Origin of the sequence: Arthrobacter oryzae (assembly GCF_003634095.1) — a bacterium.
Lineage (GTDB): Bacteria > Actinomycetota > Actinomycetes > Actinomycetales > Micrococcaceae > Arthrobacter > Arthrobacter oryzae.
In genome coordinates, this window is sequence record NZ_RBIR01000001.1 from 489,218 (window position 1) to 513,211 (window position 23,994).

24 protein-coding genes are annotated in these 23,994 nt (G+C 64.0%); 11 read left to right on the top strand and 13 right to left on the bottom strand.

The genetic code is table 11. The features are described 5' to 3' along the window. The first annotated feature begins 111 nt into the window (after positions 1-111). The 6 genes from C8D78_RS02330 to C8D78_RS02355 all read left to right on the top strand — a co-directional run bounded on the left by C8D78_RS02330 (position 112) and on the right by C8D78_RS02355 (position 4,855). Entirely contained in the window at positions 112-528 is a 417-nt protein-coding gene (locus C8D78_RS02330) for an ArsR/SmtB family transcription factor (protein WP_244208203.1), read from the top strand. Then, a complete protein-coding gene (locus tag C8D78_RS02335) occupies positions 528-1,496 on the top strand; it encodes a cation diffusion facilitator family transporter (protein ID WP_120950250.1) in 969 nt (322 codons plus the stop codon). Before C8D78_RS02330 ends, C8D78_RS02335 begins: the two co-directional genes overlap by 1 nt. Then, a complete protein-coding gene (locus C8D78_RS02340) occupies positions 1,496-2,200 on the top strand; it encodes a cation efflux transmembrane domain-containing protein (RefSeq protein ID WP_120950251.1) in 705 nt (234 codons plus the stop codon). The genes C8D78_RS02335 and C8D78_RS02340 overlap by 1 nt, the downstream gene beginning before the upstream one ends. 87 nt (positions 2,201-2,287) lie before the next feature. Further along, positions 2,288-2,914 carry a cation efflux transmembrane domain-containing protein gene (locus C8D78_RS02345; protein WP_120950252.1) on the top strand — a complete coding sequence of 209 codons (627 nt, stop codon included), beginning with the start codon at positions 2,288-2,290 and terminating at the stop codon, positions 2,912-2,914. 561 nt (positions 2,915-3,475) lie between these two features. After that, positions 3,476-4,222: a transglycosylase domain-containing protein gene (locus C8D78_RS02350; RefSeq protein WP_244208204.1), complete on the top strand. Its 747-nt coding sequence runs from the start codon at positions 3,476-3,478 to the stop codon at positions 4,220-4,222. Positions 4,223-4,384: 162 nt separating this feature from the next. Then, positions 4,385-4,855, top strand: a complete 471-nt coding sequence (locus tag C8D78_RS02355; RefSeq protein WP_120950254.1) for a DUF7793 family protein — start codon at positions 4,385-4,387, stop codon at positions 4,853-4,855. A 113-nt stretch (positions 4,856-4,968) separates the two neighbouring features. On the opposite strand, the gene C8D78_RS02360 is transcribed toward C8D78_RS02355, so the two are convergent. Then, positions 4,969-5,475 (bottom strand): DUF1772 domain-containing protein, encoded by a 507-nt coding sequence (locus tag C8D78_RS02360; RefSeq protein WP_120950255.1) that lies wholly within the window; start codon positions 5,473-5,475, stop codon positions 4,969-4,971. A 121-nt stretch (positions 5,476-5,596) separates the two neighbouring features. Further along, a complete protein-coding gene (locus C8D78_RS02365) occupies positions 5,597-5,887 on the bottom strand; it encodes a hypothetical protein (RefSeq protein ID WP_120950256.1) in 291 nt (96 codons plus the stop codon). Positions 5,888-6,368: 481 nt separating this feature from the next. Here C8D78_RS02365 and C8D78_RS02370 point away from each other — a divergent pair, with 481 nt between their 5' ends. Continuing rightward, positions 6,369-6,620 carry a hypothetical protein gene (locus C8D78_RS02370; RefSeq protein WP_120950257.1) on the top strand — a complete coding sequence of 84 codons (252 nt, stop codon included), beginning with the start codon at positions 6,369-6,371 and terminating at the stop codon, positions 6,618-6,620. 138 nt (positions 6,621-6,758) lie between these two features. Here the strand turns inward: C8D78_RS02370 and C8D78_RS02375 are convergent, their stop codons facing one another. The 3 genes from C8D78_RS02375 to C8D78_RS02385 form a co-directional block, all read right to left on the bottom strand. Then, on the bottom strand, positions 6,759-7,253 hold the full coding sequence (locus C8D78_RS02375) for a GNAT family N-acetyltransferase (RefSeq protein ID WP_120950258.1): 495 nt from the start codon (positions 7,251-7,253) through the stop codon (positions 6,759-6,761). 259 nt (positions 7,254-7,512) lie between these two features. Beyond that, the gene (locus tag C8D78_RS02380; RefSeq protein ID WP_120950259.1) at positions 7,513-9,033 is read right to left on the bottom strand and encodes an APC family permease; all 1,521 of its coding nucleotides are present in this window, start codon (positions 9,031-9,033) and stop codon (positions 7,513-7,515) included. Between the two features lie 1,464 nt (positions 9,034-10,497). Beyond that, positions 10,498-11,748: an MFS transporter gene (locus C8D78_RS02385; protein WP_244208205.1), complete on the bottom strand. Its 1,251-nt coding sequence runs from the start codon at positions 11,746-11,748 to the stop codon at positions 10,498-10,500. 75 nt (positions 11,749-11,823) lie between these two features. Here C8D78_RS02385 and C8D78_RS02390 point away from each other — a divergent pair, with 75 nt between their 5' ends. After that, positions 11,824-12,366, top strand: coding sequence for an ArsR/SmtB family transcription factor (locus C8D78_RS02390; protein WP_120950260.1), 543 nt, complete (start codon positions 11,824-11,826; stop codon positions 12,364-12,366). Between the two features lie 54 nt (positions 12,367-12,420). Here C8D78_RS02390 and C8D78_RS02395 read toward each other — a convergent pair whose 3' ends face one another. Next, positions 12,421-13,341: an aromatic alcohol reductase gene (locus C8D78_RS02395; RefSeq protein ID WP_120950665.1), complete on the bottom strand. Its 921-nt coding sequence runs from the start codon at positions 13,339-13,341 to the stop codon at positions 12,421-12,423. Between the two features lie 259 nt (positions 13,342-13,600). On the opposite strand from C8D78_RS02395, the gene C8D78_RS02400 reads away from it, so the two are divergent. Continuing rightward, positions 13,601-15,034, top strand: coding sequence for an MFS transporter (locus C8D78_RS02400; RefSeq protein ID WP_120950261.1), 1,434 nt, complete (start codon positions 13,601-13,603; stop codon positions 15,032-15,034). A gap of 118 nt (positions 15,035-15,152) precedes the next feature. Here C8D78_RS02400 and C8D78_RS02405 read toward each other — a convergent pair whose 3' ends face one another. Then, positions 15,153-15,665: a MarR family winged helix-turn-helix transcriptional regulator gene (locus tag C8D78_RS02405; RefSeq protein WP_208641847.1), complete on the bottom strand. Its 513-nt coding sequence runs from the start codon at positions 15,663-15,665 to the stop codon at positions 15,153-15,155. A 241-nt stretch (positions 15,666-15,906) separates the two neighbouring features. On the opposite strand from C8D78_RS02405, the gene lgt reads away from it, so the two are divergent. Together lgt and C8D78_RS02415 are read left to right on the top strand one after the other, a co-directional pair. Then, positions 15,907-16,845: a prolipoprotein diacylglyceryl transferase gene (gene lgt, locus C8D78_RS02410; protein ID WP_120950262.1), complete on the top strand. Its 939-nt coding sequence runs from the start codon at positions 15,907-15,909 to the stop codon at positions 16,843-16,845. Further along, positions 16,838-18,946, top strand: coding sequence for a transglycosylase domain-containing protein (locus tag C8D78_RS02415; RefSeq protein ID WP_120950263.1), 2,109 nt, complete (start codon positions 16,838-16,840; stop codon positions 18,944-18,946). Before lgt ends, C8D78_RS02415 begins: the two co-directional genes overlap by 8 nt. Positions 18,947-18,997: 51 nt before the next feature. On the opposite strand, the gene C8D78_RS02420 is transcribed toward C8D78_RS02415, so the two are convergent. From C8D78_RS02420 to C8D78_RS02445, 6 genes are all read right to left on the bottom strand, one after another. Further along, positions 18,998-19,252 carry a hypothetical protein gene (locus C8D78_RS02420; protein ID WP_244208206.1) on the bottom strand — a complete coding sequence of 85 codons (255 nt, stop codon included), beginning with the start codon at positions 19,250-19,252 and terminating at the stop codon, positions 18,998-19,000. 132 nt (positions 19,253-19,384) lie between these two features. Continuing rightward, entirely contained in the window at positions 19,385-19,705 is a 321-nt protein-coding gene (locus C8D78_RS02425) for a hypothetical protein (protein WP_120950265.1), read from the bottom strand. Positions 19,706-19,744: 39 nt separating this feature from the next. Further along, a complete protein-coding gene (locus tag C8D78_RS02430) occupies positions 19,745-21,016 on the bottom strand; it encodes a Y-family DNA polymerase (RefSeq protein WP_120950266.1) in 1,272 nt (423 codons plus the stop codon). A gap of 35 nt (positions 21,017-21,051) precedes the next feature. Continuing rightward, positions 21,052-21,483 carry a LexA family protein gene (locus tag C8D78_RS02435; RefSeq protein WP_120950267.1) on the bottom strand — a complete coding sequence of 144 codons (432 nt, stop codon included), beginning with the start codon at positions 21,481-21,483 and terminating at the stop codon, positions 21,052-21,054. 450 nt (positions 21,484-21,933) lie between these two features. Then, positions 21,934-22,590 carry a ScbR family autoregulator-binding transcription factor gene (locus C8D78_RS02440; protein WP_120950268.1) on the bottom strand — a complete coding sequence of 219 codons (657 nt, stop codon included), beginning with the start codon at positions 22,588-22,590 and terminating at the stop codon, positions 21,934-21,936. Between the two features lie 83 nt (positions 22,591-22,673). Beyond that, positions 22,674-23,909 (bottom strand): cytochrome P450, encoded by a 1,236-nt coding sequence (locus C8D78_RS02445; RefSeq protein ID WP_120950269.1) that lies wholly within the window; start codon positions 23,907-23,909, stop codon positions 22,674-22,676. Between the last annotated feature and the right edge of the window lie 85 nt (positions 23,910-23,994).

Here is a 23,994-nt window from a genome sequence, read left to right on the forward strand (position 1 = left end):
CCATGCTAGCAGCGGGTCACAGGCTCGCAACAGGGGGCTCGGAACAGGGCATTCTTGGGTCTGCCGTGGCTATACTGTCATCTGAATAACTGTTCAGATGTTGGAGGTTGTGTGGGTCCGCGCGAAGCCATCGATGAATGCGCTGTAAATCTGGTCGACCCCGACAAAGTCGCAATTGTCCGGGGTGCTCTGCCCTCAGACCATGACATTGCCGAACTGGCGGACGTGTTCTCGCTCCTGGGCGATCCGGGTCGGCTGCGGCTGTTGACGTCGCTGCTGGAAGGCGGGGAGCTGTGCGTGTGCGATCTCGCGGCGACCACCGGAATGAGGGAGAGCGCTGTAAGCCATGCGTTGCGCCTGCTGCGGGCCCATCGCGTGGTTTCCGTCTCCCGGCGGGGCCGCATGGCGTATTACCGGCTGGATGACGCGCATGTCCGGATGTTGCTGGATCTAGGTCTTACCCACACCGGACACACCGTCGTCGTTCATCCCGAGCGCACCGATCCAGCGTGGAAAGAGGACGGCTGATGACTGCCAAGGTGGCCAACCACCACGCCCATGACGCTGCAGGCAAGCAGTCTCCGGCCAGTCACGACGGCCACGGCCACGGAATAGCCGCGAACGCCGACCGGCGTTACCTGGTTATCGCGTTGGCGCTGATTGTCGGGTTCATGATCCTGGAGGTGGCCGTCGCGGTCGTTTCCGGATCTCTGGCCCTACTCTCGGATGCCGGGCATATGCTCACCGACGCCGGAGCCATCGCCGCCTCCCTGTGGGCCATGAACCTGGCCGCGCGGCCGGCGCGGGGTATCTGGACCTTCGGCTTCAAGCGCGCGGAGATCCTCTCTGCCGCCGCCAACGGCGTCACCTTGCTGGTCATCAGCGCCCTCGTAGCCGCGGAGGCCATCCACCGAATTCTTGAGCCGCCTCCAGTCTCGGGTGGACCCGTCCTGATCGTGGCCATCCTGGGGGTCCTCGTGAATCTCGTGGCGGTGTGGGTGCTGGCCAAGGCAAACCGGGCCAGCCTGAACGTGGAGGGATCCTTCCAGCACATCCTCACGGATCTGTTCGGGTTCATTGCCACCGCGATTGCCGGCCTCGTCGTCCTGACCACTGGCTTTGCCCGCGCGGACGCCATCGCCTCCCTGATCGTGGTGGCCCTGATGCTCCACGCCGCATGGGGCCTGCTCCGGGACTCCGGAAGAATCCTTTTGGAAGCCGCACCGGAAGGTGTTGACCTGGACCAGATCAGGGAACATCTCCTGGAAACAGAGCACGTTCGCGACGTCCACGACCTGCACGTCTGGACCGTCACCTCTGACCTGCCCGCGCTATCTGCGCACGTCGTCCTGGACGAGGAATGTTTTTACGACGGACACGCCCCCCGCATCCTTGATGAGCTGCAGACCTGCCTGACCGGGCATTTCGACGTGGAGCATTCCACGTTCCAGCTCGAACCCTCCGGCCACGCGGTGCACGAAGCGGGAACACACTGATGGCGGATTCTCAGCCCCTGCCGTCGGGCCCGGGCACGCACGCAGGTGAGGACGCCTCTGCCTGTGCTGACGGCTGCCGCGCGCCGGACGTTCCCGCCGTTCGAGACGTTGTCTGGATCAGGAACGCCCGCATCGCGCGGCTGCTGTCCTGGTTCAGCCTGGCGTGGATGGTTCTGGAGGGGGTTCTGGGCCTGGTTGCCGGCGGCGCCGCGGGCTCGGTGTCCCTGATCGGCTGGGCGCTCAGCTCCGCAGTCGAGGGCCTGGCGAGCATCATCGTCATCTGGCGGTTCACCGGATCCCGCACCCTCTCCGAAACCGCAGAACGGCGAGCACAAAAAGCAGTGGCCATTAGTTTCTGGCTCTTGGCCCCCTACATTGGCATCCAATCTGTCATCGACCTGACCACCGGGCACCGGGCCGAAAACAGCCTCCTCGGGATCGTCCTCACCGCGGCCAGTCTGATCGTCATGCCGGTCTTGGGCCTCGCGAAACACCGGCTCGGCGCCCGGCTGAACTCCGGAGCCACCACAGGAGAAGGAACCCAGAACCTGCTCTGCGCCGCGACCGCCGCAGCTGTCCTCATCGGCCTCGCCGGCAACGCGATCTTCGGCGCCTGGTGGCTTGACCCGCTCATCGGACTCGTCGTTGCCGCCGTCGCCGTCAAGGAAGGCCGCGAAGCATGGAAAGGCGAAGACTGTTGCTGACACCCCCAAGCCGCCATCAGCCACCGCCGTGCGCCCGGAAGGGCCCGCATGACCAGGAACAGACCCACCGTAGGGAAACAGGAACCCATGGCCAGAACTAACGGCATCACCAAAACGACAGGCCCCGAACTGCTGCTGCGCCGCGGGCTCCGCCTTGAATACGCGACCCTGGGCTGGAACGTGATCGGCCTCGGCGTCCTGGCCGCCGCGGCCCTTGGCGCCGGATCACCGGCGTTGGCAGGGTTCGGGCTGGATTCCCTCATCGAAATCTTCGCGTCCCTCGTCGTGGTCTGGCAGCTCAAGGGCATCCACAAAGATCGGGAGGCCCGGGCGATGCGCCTGATCGGGGTGGCCTTCGCGGTCCTCGCCGCCTATCTGGCAATCCAGCTGGCTTTCGTCGTCGCGGCCGGACTGCGTCCCGCCACCTCCGGATTAGGAATCGCGTGGACGGCCCTGACCTTTGTGGTCATGCTCGCGCTGGCCTTAGGGAAGATCCGCACCGGACACGCCCTGGACAATCCAGTGTTGCGTGCCGAAGGGAAAGTGACCCTGGTCGACGCCTACCTGGCCGGCGCCGTCCTGGCCGGGCTGCTCCTGAACTCCCTCTTCGGATGGTGGTGGGCCGACCCGCTCGCCGGTGCCGTCATCATCTACTACGCCGTCAGCGAGGCACGCCACTCCTTCAAGCACGACGCCGACGCAAACATCGCATGAAACGGCCATCGGCCTGACACTCGCCGCCGATGGGCCCCCCACGCACGGCCAAAGCTGATTTCAAGACTCTTCGGCAATCCCCCGCATATTTGGCTGAAAGCATCATTCGGGGAGGCCCGGTAGAATTTCGTCCCATCCTTTATCCCTTCAGGGGTAACCGGCGGCGACAGCGAAGGCAGACCGATGGACATCCCCAAACCACCAATTGCGCCTCGGCGTTTACGGCCGGACCGGCTTCCTCGATCTGGTGCGCCGGCCAAAGTTGTGGTTTCCCCGGTGCCCGTCCCGTTCGCGCCCGGGCCCGATCAGGTACAACAGCCGGTCTCTCAGTCCGATCAGCCTCGGCGGATTCCACAGAGCCGGAGGGATGAGCCGGCCCGCGTCATTCCTTACCCGGGACCGGACACCGGGACGCCCCAAGGGCCGTCGACGGGGCCGGATCAAGCCCGACGGCGGGTTCGTCCGGGTGGTCAGCCAGGCAGGCGTCCCAAACGGAAGTGGCGCCGGAGGATACTGCTGGCCCTGATCGCCCCGTTGGTTCTGGTCCAGATCATTGCCTTCATGTTCAGCATGGGCGTGACACCGCCGCGCACCGCTTACATGCTGGAGGCCGGCGAGCCAAACGTCTACCAGTTCGTCTCGATCGATCACATCAGTCGGCACCTGCTCGCTGCGACCATCGCCCACGAAGACGAACAGCTCGGCACCCGCAGTGGCGCCTTCGACCTCGGAGACTTCCAGGCCAGGGCCCAGGCATACTTCCAGGGAAAGCCCGACCCCAGTGGTTCCACCATCCCCCAGCAGTTGGTCAAGAACATCTTCCTCTGGGACGACCAAAGCGCGCCTAGGAAAGGGATTGAGGCCGTCCTGGCAACCCAATTCAGCTACACGTTGAGCCCCCGGCGGACCCTGGAGCTGTACCTGAACTACGCCCAGTTTGGCCCCCATCTGTACGGTGCTTGCGCGGCCAGCTGGTATTACTTCGGGACACCGCCGTGGAACATGACCGACTACCAGTCCGCGCAACTGATGGGCGTTCTTCCACTGCCGGATCTGGTCAAGCGGGATCCCAACGGAGGCATCTTCCTGGGTGCGGGCGTCCACCCCGCCGTGTGGAATTTGGTGAACGGGGCCGCGAACGTCTGGGTTCCTCAGCAGCTCACCGGCCTCGGCGGATGGCAGGCCGCCGTCGCGACGGTGGGCATCACCGACACCGCCGATAGCCACGCTGACCGGCGCGCCGATGGCGATGCGTGCTCGACCATGCCTCAAAGCGTCAAGGACCGGATCCAGGCTGAAGCCGGCTAGTGCGGCCAAGGCGTCGTCGCCAAGTCTGATCGCTTTTTTGATGTCCGAATTTTCATGGACGTGGTGTCTCTTCAGGGGTACGCTGACCTTTGCTCGGCTCCGGTGGATTCCGGTCTGAGCTGCGCCGACGTAGTCGCGGTCAAATAGTTTCCGGGGGATTAGATGACAACACTGTTTGAGGCCGAGGACGTGGTTCACTCTCCCGCAGGGGCCGATCTGTTGTCCTACAGGCCGAAGGACGGCCCGGCATCCCCCGGCTCGGGCCCGGCGAATGTCACGGTGGAAAACACAGGCGAAGGGATCGTCCGGATCACGTTGCGCCCCGGATCCAGGATCAGCCTAGAGGACGGCATCCGGGTCCGGGAGCAGTACTTGGCTTCGACGGGCGGGGCGGGGGCCGCAGTGCTGCTGCAGATCACGGGCGTGGAGAGTGTCAGCCGCGATGCGTTCCGGTTCTTCAGTGAGGCGTCCACCATCACCGCCTTTGCGATTCTGGGCAGCACGTCCGTGGACCGCGTGATTGCGCATGGCCGGCGCGGGCTGCCGCTGCCCCAGTGTCCGAGCGAGTACTTTTCCGACGAGCAAGACGCCCTCGTGTGGCTCCGCGACCTGACGACGGCGGCCACGGCATAGACGCCTGAGTCGAGGCGGAGCCGGCCGAACTGGTGACCCGCCTTTGTGGTCTCGCCTCGGCACCCGGCACCGGCACCGGCGCCGGCACCGGCGGCGCGCCAAGGACTCTCGCGTTAGCCGCGGCCTTTGAGCCGGATGATTCGTGCCTGGTGGATGGCCGCCAGGGCGACGGCGCTGGCGGCGAGTCTGAAGGCATGGACCCGGTACCAACGCTGCAACAGGGGCTTGCGGCGCATTTCGCTGAGCGGTTGCGGGCTGAAGAACAGTTTGGGGTTGATGTTACGGAGCAGATACACGGTAGCGGCCGCACCGGAGGTGGAACCGGCGGCCGCCGCTATCAGCCATGGCCGGCTGTCGATACGATTCCAGCCGGCCGCCAGGGCGGCGATGGCGGCAGGGGCGATGAACGGTGCCATCGGGGCGTAGTACCGGCCAGGGCTTCCCGCGCCGAAGGGGGAGCGAGGGAGTTCACGGCTCGCTTCGGCGGCCGCGACCCGGTGGGGAATTTTGACGATGACCTCATAGAGATTGCCGAAAAACCAGTACGCATGGCCGAACTCCGCGATACCCAGGAGCCGGTCAGCGAGCAGGCCCTCACGGCTTGCGAAATTCTGTCCCATGCCCACAATCTACCCCTGGCTGCCCGTCCAGGCTGCGCGGGTCAGAAACCCACCCTCCGGACTTCAACGCGGTTCGGTGTGCGGGCACGTCCTGTTCCGGGAGTTCGACAATCCCGCCAAGTCAGACGGTGGCTGGAGGATTTGTTGTGGCAGGGACCCTAGCCTGACGGCGTTGTGCCAGCACGCCACAGAACGCGATCACGACGAGGACAAAGCTTATGAGAACTGATGCGTTGACGACGAGCGACAGTTCCATTTGGTGGGGCAGGAGCATGGTCTGATCCCACCCGGCATCGTCGGCGCGATTGACGAAGTCTGCATCGATCGGATTCCACAAGATGGCTGCGGCGCTTGTAGCCGCCAGGGCGCAGAGGCTCAGGACCAGCTGGATGACGGACAGTGCGGATGGCATTCCAGTGTGACGCGTCGGACGTTGGTCCAAGATTCCCCCGTGTTGTTTCGATGATGGCCGTTCCAGCCGCTGCCAGCGGCCCGGATCCATATATGGGTGAGACCCGCAAAAAGGATACCGCTGACCATGCCAACGCTCATTGGCTCCGGTATGACGACTATCCCGGGCCACAATCTTTCGATTTTCCCGACATGGACCAGGACCGCGACGAAGAGACCCAGCTACAGTGACACATCACCCCAGCCAATGCTTGTCGCCGCATACTCCCGTATTGGATCCGAAGGTCCCCCTTGTCCAAACGGCGAACGTCATGCGAGAGTGCACGAATAGTGGCGGCGGTTGCACCGAAATGTCGCCCGGACACTAATGGGGAAGCAATGAAAACTCGAAAAGTCGGCGCGATCTGCATTAGTGCGGCAATGGCAAACCTCCGCACGGTGAACGAGGAGCGCACAGGGAACGTGAACCTGGTGACACCCAAATGAATGAATCCGATGCTGAGGTCTGGCGCAAACTCAGCACAATTCCAGTTCGTGTGTATCGCCAAATGACCCCCACCGAGTATCAGGTGCGCGTGGCCGATGTCCTCAACCTTTTTGACATCGAAGCGGTGGGCGACGAAACGGGTGTACATTACGGGGGCGAGGGCGTTGCGCTGGAAGATCAGCCTCTACTCGCGGCCATTCGCATACTCATTGGACGGCGATTCGGCGTCCCGGATGATCTACAGTAGCCCGACCGTAGGGACCCTTCGGCGCTAATGCCGCGTTCCTTAAGTTGTGGGACGGTTGACTCTAGCGGGGCAAAGTGGCTGCCGTGAAGGCGATGCCCGCGGAGTGTCGGTCCGGCGCGGCCGCTGAAGATCCATGTCCTAGGCTTGATTCTCGCGGCATTGCCGCATTGAGATAACTTCCCACATCTGGTCACGCATCGGCGTGAGCCTCACAACCTCGGTTCCCCGGAAGCCAAGGGACTCGTAGAGGCTTCGGGCCGGATTGTTTTGGGCGATCACGCCCAAGGTTAACTCGGTAACGGTCGGGGTCCCGAAGGCTTTGGCCCTCAACAGCTCCACCAGCTTCCGCCCTAATCCTTCGCCCCGACGGTCTGGATCGACGATTATGGAGCCCAGACGGCACACTCTCGCCTCGTCGTCGAACAGCAGGGTGCCGTGCCCAAGAACGGCTCCGGTGGTTCCGTCGATTCCAGTCCAGTACTGGCGTAGCGAATTGGTCAAGTACAGCTCCAGCTGGAATCGGGTTAGAGGCCAGGAGAACGTCGGTCCTGTCCACATCACCATGGCTTCCTCGTCGTGGACCCAGCCCAGGAAGACGTTGATATCGGCGGCTGACGTGGGCCTTAGCAACATCCCTGCAGTCTATGCACAGCACGGCCTTCACATGCGACTCCATGCTGGTGTCTCGGCCGAAGACTGACGGGAAATACGCGATGTCATGTGTGCGTCGTGGCATGTTGCCTATCGCCACAGGAGCCGGGTTCCAAGAACGTTCCCCGCCACGGAGGCCTTTTCATGGCAGGTGGGTTGGGCCGGCAGGACGTTAGTCCGTCGACCCAACCCACCCACCGCGCTCGAGTCGCTTGAAGCGACCCAGCTTGGCCCCCTGTCTTTATTTTTGAGCAGCAGCTCCTGCCGCGGCGTTGTGCGACCTGAGTAGGGCGGCGATTTCTATCGCATCGCCGGTGGGCGCCCCTGACTTGCTGTCCGGGTTCGTGATGAAGAGGTAGAGCAGGCCCACCCCTGCCACGATGGCCAATCCGATGAGGACGATCCAGTCGTTGAGGAGGACGCCGGTGTGGCCGGGCCAGGCGAGGAGGATCATGGCGAAGACACCGTAAACGAGAGCTGCGACGTTCACGGCAAATCCTGCCTTGCCGAGGTTAAAGGGCCCCGCCGGGTGCCAGCCCTTGATCCGCTGGCGTAAGGATGCCAGGACCACAGACTGGAAGGCGACGTAGATCCCGAGAACGGCGAAGGCTGTTATCTGGTTGAGGAGACCGTCCGGACCGATGTAAATGATGACGCACAGCAGCAGCGGGATGGTGCAGGCCACGATTAGGGCGTTTGTAGGGACCTTGCTGCGTTCGGAGACTTTCGCCAGCCAGCTATGTCCCGGAAGCATCCCGTCACGTGCGAAGGAGAACAGCAGCCGGCTCGCAGCGGCTTGGAGGCTTAGAACACAGGACAGGAAGGCGGTCAGGGCGACGACAAGGAACAATTTTGCCCCCACGTCGCCGAGGGATGCCTGAAGAATGAGCGGGATCGGGTCTGTGTCGTTGCCGGAGACGATATCTGCCAGATCGGGTGCTGCCAGAACGTATCCGCCAAATGCCAGCAGCGCCGATACTCCGCCGACAAGAATTGTCATGATCATTGCCGTGGGAATGCGGCGGGCAGGGTCTTCGACTTCTTCGGCTACGTCGCCGCAGGCCTCGAAACCATAGAACAGGAATAGCCCGGCAAGCGCTGCGCCCAGGAATGCGCCGAGGTAGGACCCGTCGCCCTCGACGCCCATTGAATTGAAGAACACGCCGAATTCCTGTTTGCGCTGGAAGATCAGCAGGTACACGCCAACGGCAATGACGCCGATAAGCTCAGCTGCCAAACCGATTCGGGCCACTCTGGCCAGGGTCTTGGTGCCGGTGAAGTTCAGTCCGAGTGCCAGGACGAGGAAGACCACTGAGAGAGCCAGGGTGAGTTCTTTGGTGACGGTCAGATCAAAGAGGCTGGCCAGGAAGCCGCTGCCGAACTCGGCGATTGCCGTAATCGTGACGATCATGGCCCAGATGTAGACCCAAGCCGCCATCCAGGCGTAGCGCCGACCCCACAGACGCCTAGTCCAGGGATAAATGCCGCCGTGTATCGGATACTGCGAAACGACTTCGCCGAAAATCAGGGCGACCAGCATCTGCCCCGCACCGACGATGATCATCCAGAAGATCGACGGCGGCCCGGCCGTGCTCATGGCCAGCGCAAACAAGGAGTAGACCCCTACGAGAGGTGAAAGGTAGGTGAACCCAAGCGCAAAGTTTGACCACAGGGTCATGGACCTGTCGAAGGAATCCTCGTACCCCAGTGCAGCCAGATGGTCTCCATCGGCCAGACGCGGGGATGAGCCGTTTTTTGACATGTTGCCTTCCGTGAAAGAGTCGGTCCTGCCGGCGGCGGTCGATAGTCCGTTGACGCGCGGTCAGTACTTGAGAGTCGATGACACTGGTCCTGAAGTCTTCAGTTAGACGGCGCTGAGACGAAATGTCCGGAGCGCCTTCTCACACCCCGCGAGGCATCCGACGGCCGCTTCGCCGGCCAGACCGGTGAAGCCACCAAGCCTGACGGATCAGTAGAAAGTGACTTGAGTCATAAAGAACTGTCTGAGGCTATGGTGCGGCTAGCGGATCGCATATGGAAGATTGCACATAGGCGACGCGTCTATTCGTCACTAATGCACAATAAATTACGTGCTGATAATCAAATGTTGCCTGTACGGCACCAAATACTGGTGATAATCGATTTGTGCCGGTAGCTGCCCACGGCCAGTGAAATAGACGCTGTTGACGCTGCCAAGCGCGTCAACGCTCTTAGAGCGCGTTCTCTTTGACCCAATCTATTGGTCAGGACTGCGGACGTTCCTCCAAAGTTCGAAACGGAGCCTACCGCACTGGAACCACCGTTTTGCTACGACGCTCAGGAGGCTTCATCCGGTTGAAAGACGCCAGGCAGTTCGCTCTACGATGGTGAATCCCAGCCTGTTTAGATTGCTGAGGCTTGGCGATCCCGGCGCCGCGGTGGCTGTGGCCAAGGCGGCACCCAGCTGTACAGCATGTGAGAGCCGGCAGGCCAGGAGTGCACTTTGAGCCCCAGTGCGTCGCGCTGCCGGAAGCGTTGACGCTCCGCCAAGTACAGCGCACGTGGCATGTAGGGACATCGCTCCTGCAGCGAACGGAATTCCATTGCGCGAAGCGGTGAAACGAAGAATGGCGGGCAGAGCGGCCTCGGTCCGGATTAACGCTCCTAGTTGGTCCGACGCCGCGTAGCCTCGTTCAAGGACTTCCAGGAAGCGTGTCGTCTCCTCCTGGCCGAACACTTGGCCTATCCGCCACGGTGTGGCTCCCATTTCGGCCCGGCTGTATGCATGGCTCAAGGGCAGGATGGCGAGTGGACGTGCCGGGGCGGGTTCGTAACCCTGGCCTCGCAGCCATCCGCTGAGCTTCTGAGTTGGGGCCGTTGCAACGACCGTTATCCGGCAAGGGGCCGGGAACCGCTCGACGACGTCGGACAGGGCCTCGGCCGACTGCTCGGTTACGCCTTCGATGGTGTTGAGGAACTCATAGTGATCCGAGGTTGCCATGCTTGCCCGCAACCCGCCAATGCCGAAGGTTTCGAACCTGCCCGGTAGCCGCGAACCTGCCGCCGCATCGAGCAGGAGTTTTTTGCGGGCGAATATCGCTTGTTCCGCGGCTTCAACAGGCACTTCCAGGGAACTTGGCATCTCCGAACCCTAACCCCACCGCGCGGGCCGGCTTCAGAGGCGCACGTGCACCGGCCTCACAAACTGCTGTGTTCGCACCGCCGACTCAAGGGTGGCCAGCGCAACTTAGGATTCGACGTCGGCCGCGGCAATTGCCTTGTCCGTCAGGATTGGCATCATCACCAGCAGTGCGAGGGCCAGTCCTCCCATGATGCCGAACATGACCTGCAGTCCGAGCCATTGCGCCAGCACGCCGCCCGCCGCGGCCCCCAGCGGCATAGTGCCCCAGGCCAGCAGGCGGTAGACGCTGTTGACTCTGCCGAGCAAGCGGTTGGGGGTGATGCGCTGGCGCAGGGACACGGTGATGACGTTCCACAGGACGGTCAGTATGCCGCCCACAAAGAAGATGGGGCCAAGGATATACGGGTTGTCGGTCATGGCGGGCGCACCTACGAACAGCGCGACCCCGAGGACCGCGAGCGTCAGGGACTTTGACCGGCCCAGCCTGGCTTCCGCCCATTCGGAGATGAACGAGCCTGCGAAGGCGCCGAGAGCGGAGGTCGTCAAAAGCAGGCCGAACCCCACATCGGACAGTTTCATGTCTGAAGCGGGCCCGACGGCAAACAGCACCAGGACCGCGAAGGCCGCGCTGGACGCGAAGTTGAACACGCCCGTCATCACGGCAAGCGTGCGAAGGATCTTCTGGTTCCAGAGGAACCGCAAACCCTCGCCGATGTCGAAGCGCAGCGTTGTTGTCTGCTCCCGTTCCATGCGGAATGCCCCCGGAACCAGGAGCAGGCCACCGACGGCGGCAAGCCAGAGCGCCGCCGGCACGGCAAGGCCCGCAACGACGCCGATGGCCACCAGCAGTCCGCCCAGCGGCGGACCAACGAACTGGTTGGCGGTGAGCTCGACGGCGTAGAGCCGGCCGTTGGCGCGCGAAAGCTGATCTCTGTCCACTACCTGGGGCATGATCGACTGGGCGGACGTGTCGTAGAGCGTTTCGGCCACGCCCACCATCAATGCGACAACATACAGGGCCCAGATGGAGCCGAAATCCAGCAGGATCACGGCGGCCAGCATGGCGGGAAGTATGCCGCGGCTGACGTTGGCCCACAGCATGATCTTGCGCCGGTCCAGTCGGTCGGCGAGCGCTCCGGCAGTCAGTGCGAATACTAGCCAGGGGAGTGTCGCCGCGACGCTCAGCCCGGCTATCAGTGTGGGTGACTGCGTGAGCTGAATGGCCAGCAGGGGCAGAGCGATCTTGAAGACGCCGTCCGCGAGATTGGAGAGCCCGGATGAGGTCCAGAGCTTCCAGTAGGACGCGCCGAGCGGCGCACGATTCCGTGCTTTCACCTGCATGGCGGAATTGGTCATGTGGTGAACAATTCCCTATGAATTGAAAAAGTTCAAGGGGGTTGAATCCAGTACATCAATTTGTAGGATGAGTGCATGACGGATTCAGAGCAGACGAGTGCCGACGCCACGAGGCCCGCCGCAACCGCCCGCGAAATTAGGGCACTCGCCCATCCGCTGCGCTTGAGGATCCTGCGCCTGTGCGGGCTACACGAACTGACTAACAAGCAACTCGCCGATCGACTGGGCCAGGATCCTGGGACGATGCTCTATCACGTGCGGCAGTTGCTGGCTACCGGATTCCTTGAACCCGCCGCGGTCCGCACAGGAGAAAGTGGTGCGCTCGAAAAGCCCTACCGTTCCACGGGGCGATCCTGGAATCTGGACACAGCACTGGGTGAAGCTGGTCCTGACGGTCCGTTGGCACCGGTCGAGGCGTTTCGGGAAGAGCTGACGGAAGCAGGCCCGGATGCACTGGCCAGCCTCTCACGCTTCGTTCTGCATCTCTCCGAGGCAGACGCCAAGGACCTCATCAATCGCGTCCACGCAGTGCTCAGCGAATACACCGACACGGACCGGGAGCGATCGGAGCAGCCGGCATACGGCGGCATCTTCGTTCTTCACCGGTCGTCAGACTAGGCCGGGTGCAGCCCACATCAGGCCACGACCGTGCCGGATGCTCCCGTCGCGCGCTCAGCTCAGCGGCCGGTGCTGTTCCAGAACGTCCCTGGCGGTGGTCCACGTCCGGCTGCCGTACCGGTCGTTGCTGATGTAACGCAGGTTTGCGTCGCCGCTGAACATGCTTGCAAAGTACTGCATGCCCTGCCACGGCGGGAACGGATCGTCGGAGGCCGGCATGAGGGCTTTGACGGCCCTGCTCATGGCAGTTAGGGAACCGACACTGCCCGCGTAGAGGAGCCGGAACCGTGTCCCGGTCAGCTCGGACATCGTAGACGCGAGGGTCCTGGCCGTGACCTGATCCCCGGCGATCTGCAGGACGCGGGGCGCCCGTTCGTCGAGGGCGGCGGCGGCGGTGTACCTTGCCGTGTCGTCCTTGGTAGTGAAATCGAGGACTTGGTCCGGGTCGGACCAGAAGAGCACACGGTGCCGGGAGAACAGGATCATTGGGGCCTGGCCGGAGAGCATATCGGTGAAGGCGCCGTTGAGGATCGATGTGGCCCGGATTTGGGTTGCGTCCAGTCTCTCGGCAAAGTCTCGGCGGAGCTGCAGGTTCCGGTTGCTTCGGGGACGGATACCGCGGTAATCGATGGAGAAGTCGGAGGGGACGAAGCGCGGCACGCCCACCGAGGCTGCCGCCTCCAGCAAACGGGATTGAGCGCCGATGATTGTGCCGTCCAGGCCGTTGATCGCCGAGACCACGCAGTCAACGTCCGTGCAGGCTCGTCGGAGGCTAGCCGGATCGTCGTAACCCGCGGGGATCACTTCGACGCCATGGGTGCGAAGCTCTGAGATCCGTGCCGGGCTGGTCGCGGGCCGCGTCAGGACCCGAACGGTGGCCCCGAGGGCGAGCAACTCGCGAAGGATCCTGCCGCCAAGGTCGCCGGTGGCGCCGGCCAGAAGAACGGTGCCCGGAGGCGGTGTAGTCGGAGTCATGGTCCACACCTCACGTGATGCCTGGCAGAAAAGCGATAGTGGGCCCAAGCCTACCAACGGCCGTTGCCGGCTCTGGGCGCATCCCACTGGTCTGGGCTCCCCGCACACTTTGGCTTGGGGGCTACCTTCAGCGGACGCTCGCTGGAACCATGAAAGGAGGTCCGGGACTAATTCGTTGAAGGACGCAGTTATGCAGTCGGAGCCGGAACCGGCTCTGCGAGCCACGCGCCTCGGGCGCCGACGGGAACGAGATCATCTGATGACAACGCCTGCCGAGGGGGTCGGCTTCCGCTCTAAACGCGGACCAGTCCTCATTGCCCTGATGCTCTCCACCGGTCTGGTCGCGATCGATGCGACGGTGGTGGCGACGGCGGTGCCCTCGATCGTGCATGACATCGGCGGGTTCACGTCGTTCCCGTGGCTATTCTCTGCCTACCTCCTGGCACAGGCAGTGTCGGTGCCCGTCTATGCGAAACTCTCCGACACCATCGGCCGCAAGCCGATCATGCTTATCGGAATCGGCCTGTTCCTGCTCGGCTCCATCCTGTGCGGGGTTGCGTGGAGCATGCCGGTCCTCATCGCATTCCGCGTGGTTCAAGGCCTGGGCGCCGGAGCGGTTCAGCCGATGGCCATCACGATTGCCGGTGACATCTACACGCTGGCGGAGCGGGCAAAGGTGCAGGGCTACCTGGCGAGCGTGTGGGCGGTCTCCTCAGTTGTGGGACCGACACTCGGCGGAGTCTTTGCCTCACTCGGGTTCTGGCGGGGCATCTTCCTCGTGAACATCCCGCTGTGCCTGGTGGCCGGGTGGATGCTGGTCCGGTCGTTCCACGAGAATATAGAGCGCGTAAAGCACCGGGTCGACTACCTGGGGGCCGGGCTGCTCACGGTCTCGCTCACCCTGCTCATCCTCGGAGCCCTCGAGGGCGGCCAAGCGTGGGCCTGGAACTCCGCCATCAGCAGTGCAGTGTTCGCTGGCGGAGCTGTTCTGTTCGCCGGGTTCATCCTTGTCGAGCGGCGGGCGGCGGAGCCGGTTCTGCCGCCCTGGGTGGTATCCCGGCGGCTGCTGGCGACCACCGCGATGATCTCCTTCGGAGTGGGAGCGGTCATGCTGGGCCTGACCTCCTACGTTCCCACGTTCCTCGAAGGAGCCCTCTCGACCTCTCCGATCTTCGCCGGGCTCGCCTTGGCGGCACTGACGATCGGCTGGCCCATCAGTGCGTCCCAATCGGGCCGGCTGTACCTGCGGATCGGGTTCCGGAACACGGCCATGATCGGCATCACCGTCACCGTCATCGGCACTGGGGTCCTGGCCCTCACCGCGTCCACGCCCAGCATTGCATTGGTCGCGGGCAGCTGCTTCATTGTGGGGCTCGGACTCGGACTCGTTGCAACACCGACCCTCATCGCCGCCCAGTCGAGCGTCGAGTGGAATGAGCGGGGCGTGGTCACCGGTACTAATCTCTTCGCGCGATCGATCGGCAGCTCCATTGGCGTCGCGGTTTTCGGCGCGATAGCGAACGCCGTTTACGCCGGCACCACCCACGGCGACACGGATCCGCACACGATCGTGGCGGCCTCCACCGCCGTGTTTATGGCCGTGATGATTGTCGCCGTGCTCACGGTCGTCGCCGTCATCGGCATGCCCGCCACAAAACCGGTCAAGCAGGTCCAGGCTGCCGCCCGGGGGTAATCCGGCCGCCTTTCCCTTGCAGCACGAGCGCAATCGCCCGGACGATGGCCAGGCCGAGGCCGTAAAGATCACTAAGTCCTGGACGGGGGCTTTCTGGTCCGGGCGGTGACGGGGTGGTTCACGGTCCTGCGTGCCCGTCCCGGATCTCGTCGTCGGTCTCCAGCAACGCCGCGAGGGCGGCCAGGGCAGGTACGGCGTCTTCGATGGCCTTCTGGTAGTTCTCCGGCAGCCGCCGCAGGGCATGCCCGAGCCGGCGGTCGTTGGCCGCTTGCCATGCGTTGAGCACCTCATTTCCCTTGCCGGTCAGAGTGAGGTTTACCGATCGGCGGTCGTCGGCGCGGGTCAGGCGTTCCACCAGTCCGGAAGTCACCATCTGCTGAACCAGGTTGCTTACCGTGTTGGTGGCCAGACGCTGACGGGCGGCGAGCCCACTGACACCCAGGCCGGGTTCGTCGGCAAGCCGCTGGAGGACTTCCACCTGGGCCATAGGCAACGATTCCCAAGGAAACTCCTGCCGCACGCTAGAGCGCAGAACCCGCCGCAGGCGGGTGATGGCACCGGTCAAAGACCACGCGCCGGGGCCGGCCTGGGCCGAGCCCATTTCCATGACAATTGCGTCGGCTGCCTTCATGGTCACAGCCTATCTTGATGCACGCACCTATAGAGTAGTTCTGTAGCAGAACGAATTTCGTGTTTTCGGCCCTTCCGGGCCGAACTCACGCCTTCCGTCGGCGCAGCAGGCGGTGCGGCTGCCGGGCGGCCTCCTCCGCCGCTGACTCCCGGATGAGGGGCGGCGGCCCGATCGGCCGGTATTCGGGACCGCTTATGCACCGCCGCGCCACGACAATTTCCAGACAGGATCCTTCTTCTCCATGACTGCCAGTGATTCCTTCATTCCGTCCCCGACCGTCAGCGCGTTCCATGTGGGCCCGCTGACAATCCATTTCTATGCCCTCTGCATCATCGCCGGGATTGCGGTTGCTGTCTGGCTTGGGTCCCGTCGCTGGGCGGCCCGGGGCGGACACGCGGGACAGGTGTTGGACATCTGTCTGTGGGCTGTTCCCGCAGGAATTATCGGCGGACGGCTGTACCACGTCATCACCGACCCGGAGCTGTACTTCGTTCCCGGCAGGAACCCTTGGAACGCCTTCGCGATTTGGGACGGCGGCCTGGGTATCTGGGGCGCGATCGCCGTCGGGTGCCTCGGCGCGTGGATTGGTTGCCGCAGAGCAAACGTCTCGCTGGTTGCCTTCTTGGATGCGGTGGCTCCTGGCGTGCTCTTCGCCCAGGCCCTGGGCCGCTGGGGAAACTGGTTCAACAACGAACTCTACGGCGACCCGACCACGCTGCCGTGGAAACTTCAGATCCACCAGATGGACAACGCCACCGGGTCTGCGCTCACCGATGCTTCCGGCGCCCCGGCGGTGCTCGGCTATTTCCAGCCCACCTTCCTCTACGAATCCCTGTGGTGCGTGGCGGTCGGGTTTCTGGTCCTCTACCTGGACCGGCGTTTCAGCCTCGGAGCCGGGAGCGTCTTCGCTCTCTACGTCGCCGGTTACACCGCCGGGCGGTTTGCCTTTGAACTCATGCGCTCCGACTACGCCAACCTGATCCTGGGGCTCCGGGTCAACACCTGGGTCGCGGCACTGATCTTCCTGGCCGGCGCGGCCGGATTTGTCACGTTGTTTCGACGCGGCCGCTCAGTTGCCGTCCCGGCTGCCGACGCCGACATCGACGCCGCCCTGCGGCCGCCGTCGCCCGGGCCGCGGCCGGAACCGGGCCTCGCCTCGAAGGAACACACCAATGCTTAGTAAGGACTCGCGCTGGGGGAGGATCCTTTCGTTCGTTGTTGCCGGCGCACTCTGCGGCGTTCTGGTCGCGGGACTATTCCTCCCGGCTACCGCCGTGGCAGGCACGGCGCTCAGCAATTCGATCGGCGTCTTTGACCGCTTGCCCGATGATCTGGATATGAACGCTCCGCCCGCGGCCTCGACCGTTCTCGCCAACGACGGGTCCGTGATCGCCACCTTCTACGCGGAAAACCGCGCACCCGTGGCACTGGCCAAGATGTCCCCGTTCATCCGCGACGGGATCGTCTCCATCGAGGATGCCCGCTTCTACCAGCACGGCGGCATCGACGCCACGGGGATCCTCCGGGCCCTCGTGGCGACGGCCCAGGGCGGACGCCAGGGGGCCTCTACCATCACGCAGCAGTACGTGAACAACATGATTATCGAATCCCTGGTGGCCCAGGGCAAAGGCGACGAGGTCAAGCTGGGCTACGCCAAGACGATCGGCGACAAGCTGCGGGAAATGAAACTCGCCATCGCCTTGGAGACGAAATACTCCAAGGACCAGATCCTGCAGGGCTACCTGAACATCGTCTATTTCGGCAATGGCGCCTACGGCATCAACGCCGCCGCCGAAGAGTATTTCAATGTCCCGGCGAGCGCACTGACGCTCCCCGAGGCCGCGGCCCTGGCCGGCGTCGTGAACAGTCCCGTCTACTACGACCCGCTCACCGAACCTGCCCATGTGGTGGCCCGCAGAAACGAAGTCCTGGACAAAATGCTCCAGCAAGGACGTATCACGGCGACTCAGCATGACGCCGCGGTGAAAGCGCCCATCGGCCTCAATGTCCATAGGAGCGCCCAGGGCTGTTTCGGCGCCACGACGGCACCGTATTTCTGTGACTATGTCCAGCGGTTGATCCTCAACGACCCGGCCTTTGGGGCGGACGAAGCGGCCCGCAAGAAGCTCCTGAATCTGGGCGGGCTCACCATCCGCACGACGCTGGACCCGAAACTTCAGAAAGTAGCGCAGGAGCAGGTTAGCGCCTCCATGTCCGCGGCCGATCCCCTGCAGCGCGGATCCTCGCTCGTCAGCGTCCAGCCCGGCACCGGCAAAGTGCTGACCATGGCTCAGAACACGGTCTACAACCCCGCCACGGCGCCGGGAAACTACACGGGAAACTTCGCCCTCCCGGAAAAGGACGCCAACGGACAGCCGCTTGACGGGGCAGGCGGATTCCAGATCGGGTCCACCATGAAGCCGTTCGTCTTCGCCGAATGGCTTAATTCGGGTAGATCCATGGGCACCGAGCTGGACGGGTCGGTCCGCCTCTACAAGCCGGACTTCCCCTGGCAGAACTCCTGCGGCAGTACGACAGGCTCATATGATCCGGCGGCAGGTACCCACCTCCTGCCCAACGATGACCCCAACCATTACTTCCGGATGAGCGTCCTGCGGGGCCTGTACCAGTCGATCAACACCATCACGTTCCAGTCCGCTGCCCAGCTGGATTTCTGCAATATCCAGAAAATGGCCACGGCGGCCGGAGTCACGAACGGACACACAAACCAGCCCTACGACCTATCCAGCATCGCCAGCCTGATCGGGACCGAGGACGTCGCTCCACTGTCCATGGCCAACGCTTACGCCACATTCGCGGCCAAGGGAGTCCATTGCGACCCGATCGCGCTGGAGTCAGTCACCGGTCCGCACGGCCGGAACTATCCTGTGCCCGGCGCGGACTGCCGGCAAGCCATCTCCCCGGATGTCGCCGCCGGCGTCACGTACGCCCTGAAGAACGTGCTCACCAGAGGTTCCGGCTACAACATCCCGGTCAACAAGAGCTACGACATCTTCGCCAAAACCGGCACCACCGACGGAAACACCATGACCTGGACCGTCGGCGCCACCTCCGGCATCTCCACGGCTTCATGGTTTGGAAGCTACCAGGGCATTGGCCCACGCTGGATCAACCAGGACATCACGATCAACGGCAAGTACTATGCCGCCGTGGACGGCGCCGATATTGCCGGCGGCCAGTGGGCCCGCCTGATGAATGCGGCCGCGCCAAAGTTCTCCACCGCACCCTTTGCCCGGCCGCCGTCCTCCATGCTGGGGTGACGGCCCGCGAGAAGCAGCGTTAGCACGCCCCAAGCCGGTCAAGAGCCGGGCCTAGCTCCGGAAGGAGGATTCCAGCACGCGAAGCAGGGGAGCGGAGCCACCCTTGAGGTGGTCGACGGGTCGGCCACGGGCGAGATCCTTGGACGGGGTGATCATCCAGACGGTGAAGTTGTTGTGCGGAATCTGCAATTCGATCGCACGCTGGAAAAGGTCTAAGACCGTCGGGTGCAGGTGGCCGCCGGCAAGGAACTGGAAACCCGGACAGAACGTGCGGTCGTCGATGAAGACGCGCACAAGCTGCTGCATCACCGGTTCCGGGTCATCCAGGAGCTCGGCGAGGCGCCGACGGACATGTTCCAGGGCGGGCAGCGTGAATTCCCGTCTGATCCCTTCCCACGTCTGATCAGGGATTGGTTGGCGGCTGGTTCGCACTGTCGCCTAACCGGCGTCGTTGATGTCGTCAAGGAGCCACCGGCCGCCGGACGGTTCACGGCGCAGCGTGAAGGTCCGCAGTGCGGAGCTGGAGCCGAGCCGGACCTGGATCCGCCAATATTCAACGCCCACCGGGTCGCCGCTTTCTGCGGCAGACGCGCGTCGGCCGTCCCGTCCGGCGGTCCTTCCTAGCCAGTGCTGGGGCTCGGTCTCGGGATCGACGAGCCAGATCTTGCCATCATGGCGGACGGCGAGAGGTTTGCCTGCCGGGCCGGTGCGGACGTGCAGCTCGCGGGTCTGGATGGGGGCTTCGGGCGCAAGGGTCATGGGGTGGCGTTCTTTCGTGGTGCGGCGGTGGGTTGGTGTCTAGGCGGCTTTGACGAGGGGGAGTTCGTCCCAGTGGGTGGTGTAGCGGGGGGAGAGCATGTCCCGTTTCATGGTCCAGTCCGGTCCGCCGCGTATCCCGGCGTGGCCCAGGCCAATGGAGCCGCGCCCGTAGCGTCGGGTCACGTCTTCCAGGAGGGTGCCTATATGGCGCTCCTCGTGCGGGTTCTCGAACACGGCCAGGGGCGCCTGATTGCCGGTGGGCCGGAGATCGGTGACCATGATTCCGGCCCTGGCGTACCTCACGCCCTCGTGGATGCGGGGGAGCAGGGCGTGGGCGGCCTTGGTGAGCACGACCGGGTCCGCGGTGGGGACCGGCAGGCGGACACAGGCGGACGGGTAGGAGGTCTCTTTCGGATTGAAGTGTGAGGTCCCGGCGAACGCGGTGAGGACTTTGGCCTGGAGTCCGTGTTTGGCCAGCCGCGCCGAGGCCTGCTGGCCGTAGACGCTCAGGACCTGCCGCATCGCGGCCGCGGTGGTGATGGGGTTGGCGAAGGAGCGGGAGAAGATGAGCTGGTCCCGCCCGATCCTTTCTTCCTCCATGGGGATGCACGGGGTGCCCTGCAGTTCCAGGACCGTGCGCATCATGACCACGGAGAAGCGGTCCCGGATCATGACAGGATCGGCCCGGGACAACTCAAGGATCGAATGGATGCCCAGGACATTGAGCCGCCTGGTCAAGCGGGCGGCGACGCCCCAGATCTCGACCACGGACAGGCTGCCCATCAGGGCCTCCCGGGCGGCGGCGGGCACGGAGTCCCAGTGGCAGACGCCTTCGAAAGCCGGGTTGTTCTTGGCCCATTTGTTGGCCAGTTTCGCGAGGGTCTTGGTCCCGGCGATCCCGACGCAGACCGGTACCCCGACGTGGCGCCGCACGGCTGACTTCATGGTCCAGCCCAGGGCCAGGAGTTCGTCCGGGGCGCCCTTGACGCCGAGGAAGGCCTCGTCGATGCTGTAGACCTCAAGCCAGGCCGAGTACCGGCCCAGCAGTTCCATTACCCGGGCGCTGATGTCGCCATAGAGCTCGTAGTTGCTGGAGAGGGCAACGAGTCCCCATTCCTTGGCGCGCGGGGCGAGCTTGAACCAGGGCTCGCCCAGGGGGATGCCGAGGGCCTTGGCCTCGGGGCTGCGGGTGACGGCGCAGCCGTCGTTATTGGACAGGACAACCACGGGCCGGCCCTCCAGAGCCGGATCGAAGGCTCTCTCGGCCGAGGCGTAGAAGCAGTTCACGTCCACGTGCGCGATCTGCGGCATGCGCCGTATCGGGGCGGGCTTAGACATGACCGGCCTCAGACATGGTGCAGGCAGCGGGTTGCGACGCCCCAGATGACCAGGTCCGAGACGGACGGAACCCGGATGTCCGGGTATGCCGGATTCTCCGCCTGCAGTACGACGCCGGTTCCCGTGACACGCAGCCGCTTGATGGTCAGTTCCCCGTCCAGGACGGCGATAACGACCGACCCGTCTTTGGGTTCCAGGGCCCGGTTCACGATGAGTTCGTCGCCGTCGCTGATGCCGGCGCCTTCCATCGAATCCCCGGACACGCGGACCACGTAGGTGCTGGTGATGTCCTTGATCAGGTGCTCGTTCAGATCGATCCGGCCGTCAAAGTAGTCCTGCGCCGGCGAGGGGTACCCGGCCGCGACGGGGACCGGGGAGATCAGCACCGACAGCAATGACATCCCCGCGTCTATCACGCGGGGCCCGACTAGAACGCCCACAACACACCCTCATTAGAATATATGTTCGATACATTCAGTGTAGTGGTGCGGGCCGACAAAAGAACGATGCCAGCATATTGCATCCGCCGTTTTGTCGGTCAGAAGCCTGAGGCAGCTCCGTACGCGCCTGGGCCGAGGCGTGTCCCGGCCACGCGCAGGGGTTGAGTGTTGGGTCGAAGTCCTCCGGAGGCTGACCATTCGCGGCCCGAGCCGCTCCGGGCCCGCGGGATGATCCAGCCCGGGGGCCTGTGCCGGCACCCCCCCCAAATATGCGCGCCGACACAGCCGCTCATCGAGCGGAGCTCCCTTGGGATCTGCGACAAGAGTAGGTGACCCGTAAAGAATAAACAAGACGGTCATCCGGTTTCTGCCGGGGACCCGTCCGATGAGCAGTGAGATCGTGGCAATCAAGGCGATCACGGACCCAGCCTCGTGGGTCGTGCGAATCTGTCAGTGCGCCGGTAGGGCTGGGATTGCGGTGGAAATGAGTCGGGAGAGTGTCCGGGCGTCCTCGTGAAAATCCTCGTGCAGGATCCCGGGCAGTAAGATCTCCCACATTTCTTCGATGCGCTGCATGACGTCCGCGCGGCCGGTGAGCACGCCGGAGACCAGCTGAACGCCGGTGAATGAGGCAACAAGGTATCGGGCGAATGCTCCGGCATCGACTGAGGGGCGAATCTGCAATTCGGTCTTGGCCCTCCCGGTCAGCTGTTCCATGACGGCGATCCAGTCCTCATAAGGGCCGCGTACTGGTGCGCCAAACGCCGTCGCCTCGAACGTCAAACGAATGCCTGCCCTGACAACTGGCTCGTGGACCAGCTGGAGACCGAAAGCGCGGCACATGAGGATCATTGTCGTCAGGGCTGGCAGATCCTCGGCAACGATCCTCTCACCTTCGGCTGCAGCGATCCGGTGCTGTTCCTCGATGACCGCCCGTGCGAGATCTTCCTTGGACTGAAAGTGGAAATAGAGTGCGCCCTTGGTTACCCCGGCCGCCTCAGACACCTGGGTCAGGCTGGTACTGCCGTAGCCGTGCTCCTCAAAGACTGCAGCGGCACCGATAATGATTGCCCCGCGGGTGGCTTTCGCGCGATCCTGAAGGACCATTTATGAACCTCGACTCCTACGTGAAAACCCAACTATATTGCCTGCATCAGTGCGAGCCGTTTCACCGCAGCTGGTAGGGGTGCTTAGGCGCCGGCGATGCCGTCGATGTCGATCGGCAGGTGGGAGGGTCCGCGGAGGAACGGGCTGGGCCGGTAAGGAGGCGGGTCGGACACCAGCCGCGGATTCTCCAGCCTGGTGGCGAATGCGGTGAGGGCGATCTGCGCTTCCAGCCGGGCCAAAGGCGCCCCAAAACACAGATGGACGCCGCCACCAAAGCCGAGGTGTTGGTTATTCGGCCGATCCGGGATGAACAGATCCGGGTCAGCGACGTGGGCGGGGTCACGGTTGCCCGCGGCCAGGACCAGAGTGAGGGAGGCCCCGGCGGGGATGGTGGTCCCGGCGATGTCGATGTCGTCGAGGGCGGTGCGGAAGGGCACAAAATGCACGGGCGGCTCGTAGCGCAGCAACTCCTCCACCAGCGGGATGACAAGGTCCGGGTTGCTGCGCAGCCGTTGCAGCTCGGCCGGGTGGCGGAGCAAGGTCAGCGCGCCGTTGGAGATGAGGTTCACGGTGGTTTCATGGCCGGCAATGAGCAGGAGGAGCCCGGTGCTCACCAGCTGATCGTCCGGCATCCGGCCTTCCGGGCCGTCGTCGGCGGCCATCGCGGAGAGGAGGTCGTTTCCCGGCGCCCGCCGGTGGGCGTCAACCAGTTCTTCCATGAATGCCCGCAGTTCCCGGCCGGCTTCGGCCCTCTTTTCTTGCTGTGTTTCGGGATCAAGGCCGGGATCCGTGGACTGCAGGGCGACGTCCACCCAGACCCGGAAACGCTGTTCGTCGCCCGGGGGCACGCCGAGCAGTTCGCAGATCACCGTGACGGGCAGCGGATACGCCAGGTCATCGACGACGTCGATCCGCCCGGGCGCCGTCATTTTGTCGATGAGGTCGGTGACAATGTCCGTCATCCTTGCCTCCATCCCGGCGACCCTGGCCGGCGTCGTGGGTGGTCCGAAATGCCGCATGGTCATCCGCCGAAACCTGTCGTGATCAGGGGGATCCATGCTGAGGAAGGTCGGTGACATGCCCGGGCCGCCCTCGCCGTCGCCGGTGGCGCCTGCAGCAGCGGCGGCCGGGTTCCGGTCGATGTCGGAGCTGACCCTGGGGTCATGCAGCAGGGCGGCGATTTCCGCGTAGGTGCTCACGAGGTAGCTTCCGTCCGCGAGCCGTGTCACCGGGGTCTTGCGGAGCTCGTCGTAAAAGGGGTAGGGGTTAGCCCGGTTGGAGTAGTCGAGGATCTGCTCCCATGTGCTGGGCTGGGTCATGGTGAAGGCTCCTTGGGTCTTGGGTCTTGGGTCTTGGGTCATTGGGCCGGTGGGCCGGTGGGCCGGTGGATGCCGGTCTCCGGGC

Excerpts from the sequence above, each read along its gene's own strand:
- C8D78_RS02350 (WP_244208204.1), top strand. The coding sequence starts at position 3,476 with ATGTTCAGCATGGGCGTGACACCGCCGCGCACCGCTTACATGCTGGAG.
- C8D78_RS02380 (WP_120950259.1), bottom strand. The coding sequence starts at position 9,033 with ATGTCAAAAAACGGCTCATCCCCGCGTCTGGCCGATGGAGACCATCTG.
- C8D78_RS02365 (WP_120950256.1), bottom strand. The coding sequence starts at position 5,887 with ATGCCATCCGCACTGTCCGTCATCCAGCTGGTCCTGAGCCTCTGCGCC.
- C8D78_RS02375 (WP_120950258.1), bottom strand. The coding sequence starts at position 7,253 with ATGTTGCTAAGGCCCACGTCAGCCGCCGATATCAACGTCTTCCTGGGC.
- C8D78_RS02445 (WP_120950269.1), bottom strand. The coding sequence starts at position 23,909 with ATGACCCAGCCCAGCACATGGGAGCAGATCCTCGACTACTCCAACCGG.
- C8D78_RS02390 (WP_120950260.1), top strand. The coding sequence starts at position 11,824 with ATGACGGATTCAGAGCAGACGAGTGCCGACGCCACGAGGCCCGCCGCA.
- C8D78_RS02395 (WP_120950665.1), bottom strand. The coding sequence starts at position 13,341 with ATGACTCCGACTACACCGCCTCCGGGCACCGTTCTTCTGGCCGGCGCC.
- C8D78_RS02385 (WP_244208205.1), bottom strand. The coding sequence starts at position 11,748 with ATGACCAATTCCGCCATGCAGGTGAAAGCACGGAATCGTGCGCCGCTC.
- C8D78_RS02400 (WP_120950261.1), top strand. The coding sequence starts at position 13,601 with ATGACAACGCCTGCCGAGGGGGTCGGCTTCCGCTCTAAACGCGGACCA.
- C8D78_RS02440 (WP_120950268.1), bottom strand. The coding sequence starts at position 22,590 with ATGGTCCTTCAGGATCGCGCGAAAGCCACCCGCGGGGCAATCATTATC.
- C8D78_RS02420 (WP_244208206.1), bottom strand. The coding sequence starts at position 19,252 with ATGCAGCAGCTTGTGCGCGTCTTCATCGACGACCGCACGTTCTGTCCG.
- C8D78_RS02430 (WP_120950266.1), bottom strand. The coding sequence starts at position 21,016 with ATGCCGCAGATCGCGCACGTGGACGTGAACTGCTTCTACGCCTCGGCC.
- C8D78_RS02425 (WP_120950265.1), bottom strand. The coding sequence starts at position 19,705 with ATGACCCTTGCGCCCGAAGCCCCCATCCAGACCCGCGAGCTGCACGTC.
- C8D78_RS02340 (WP_120950251.1), top strand. The coding sequence starts at position 1,496 with ATGGCGGATTCTCAGCCCCTGCCGTCGGGCCCGGGCACGCACGCAGGT.
- C8D78_RS02345 (WP_120950252.1), top strand. The coding sequence starts at position 2,288 with ATGGCCAGAACTAACGGCATCACCAAAACGACAGGCCCCGAACTGCTG.
- C8D78_RS02370 (WP_120950257.1), top strand. The coding sequence starts at position 6,369 with ATGAATGAATCCGATGCTGAGGTCTGGCGCAAACTCAGCACAATTCCA.
- C8D78_RS02335 (WP_120950250.1), top strand. The coding sequence starts at position 528 with ATGACTGCCAAGGTGGCCAACCACCACGCCCATGACGCTGCAGGCAAG.
- C8D78_RS02355 (WP_120950254.1), top strand. The coding sequence starts at position 4,385 with ATGACAACACTGTTTGAGGCCGAGGACGTGGTTCACTCTCCCGCAGGG.
- C8D78_RS02405 (WP_208641847.1), bottom strand. The coding sequence starts at position 15,665 with ATGAAGGCAGCCGACGCAATTGTCATGGAAATGGGCTCGGCCCAGGCC.
- C8D78_RS02415 (WP_120950263.1), top strand. The coding sequence starts at position 16,838 with ATGCTTAGTAAGGACTCGCGCTGGGGGAGGATCCTTTCGTTCGTTGTT.
- C8D78_RS02360 (WP_120950255.1), bottom strand. The coding sequence starts at position 5,475 with ATGGGACAGAATTTCGCAAGCCGTGAGGGCCTGCTCGCTGACCGGCTC.
- lgt (WP_120950262.1), top strand. The coding sequence starts at position 15,907 with ATGACTGCCAGTGATTCCTTCATTCCGTCCCCGACCGTCAGCGCGTTC.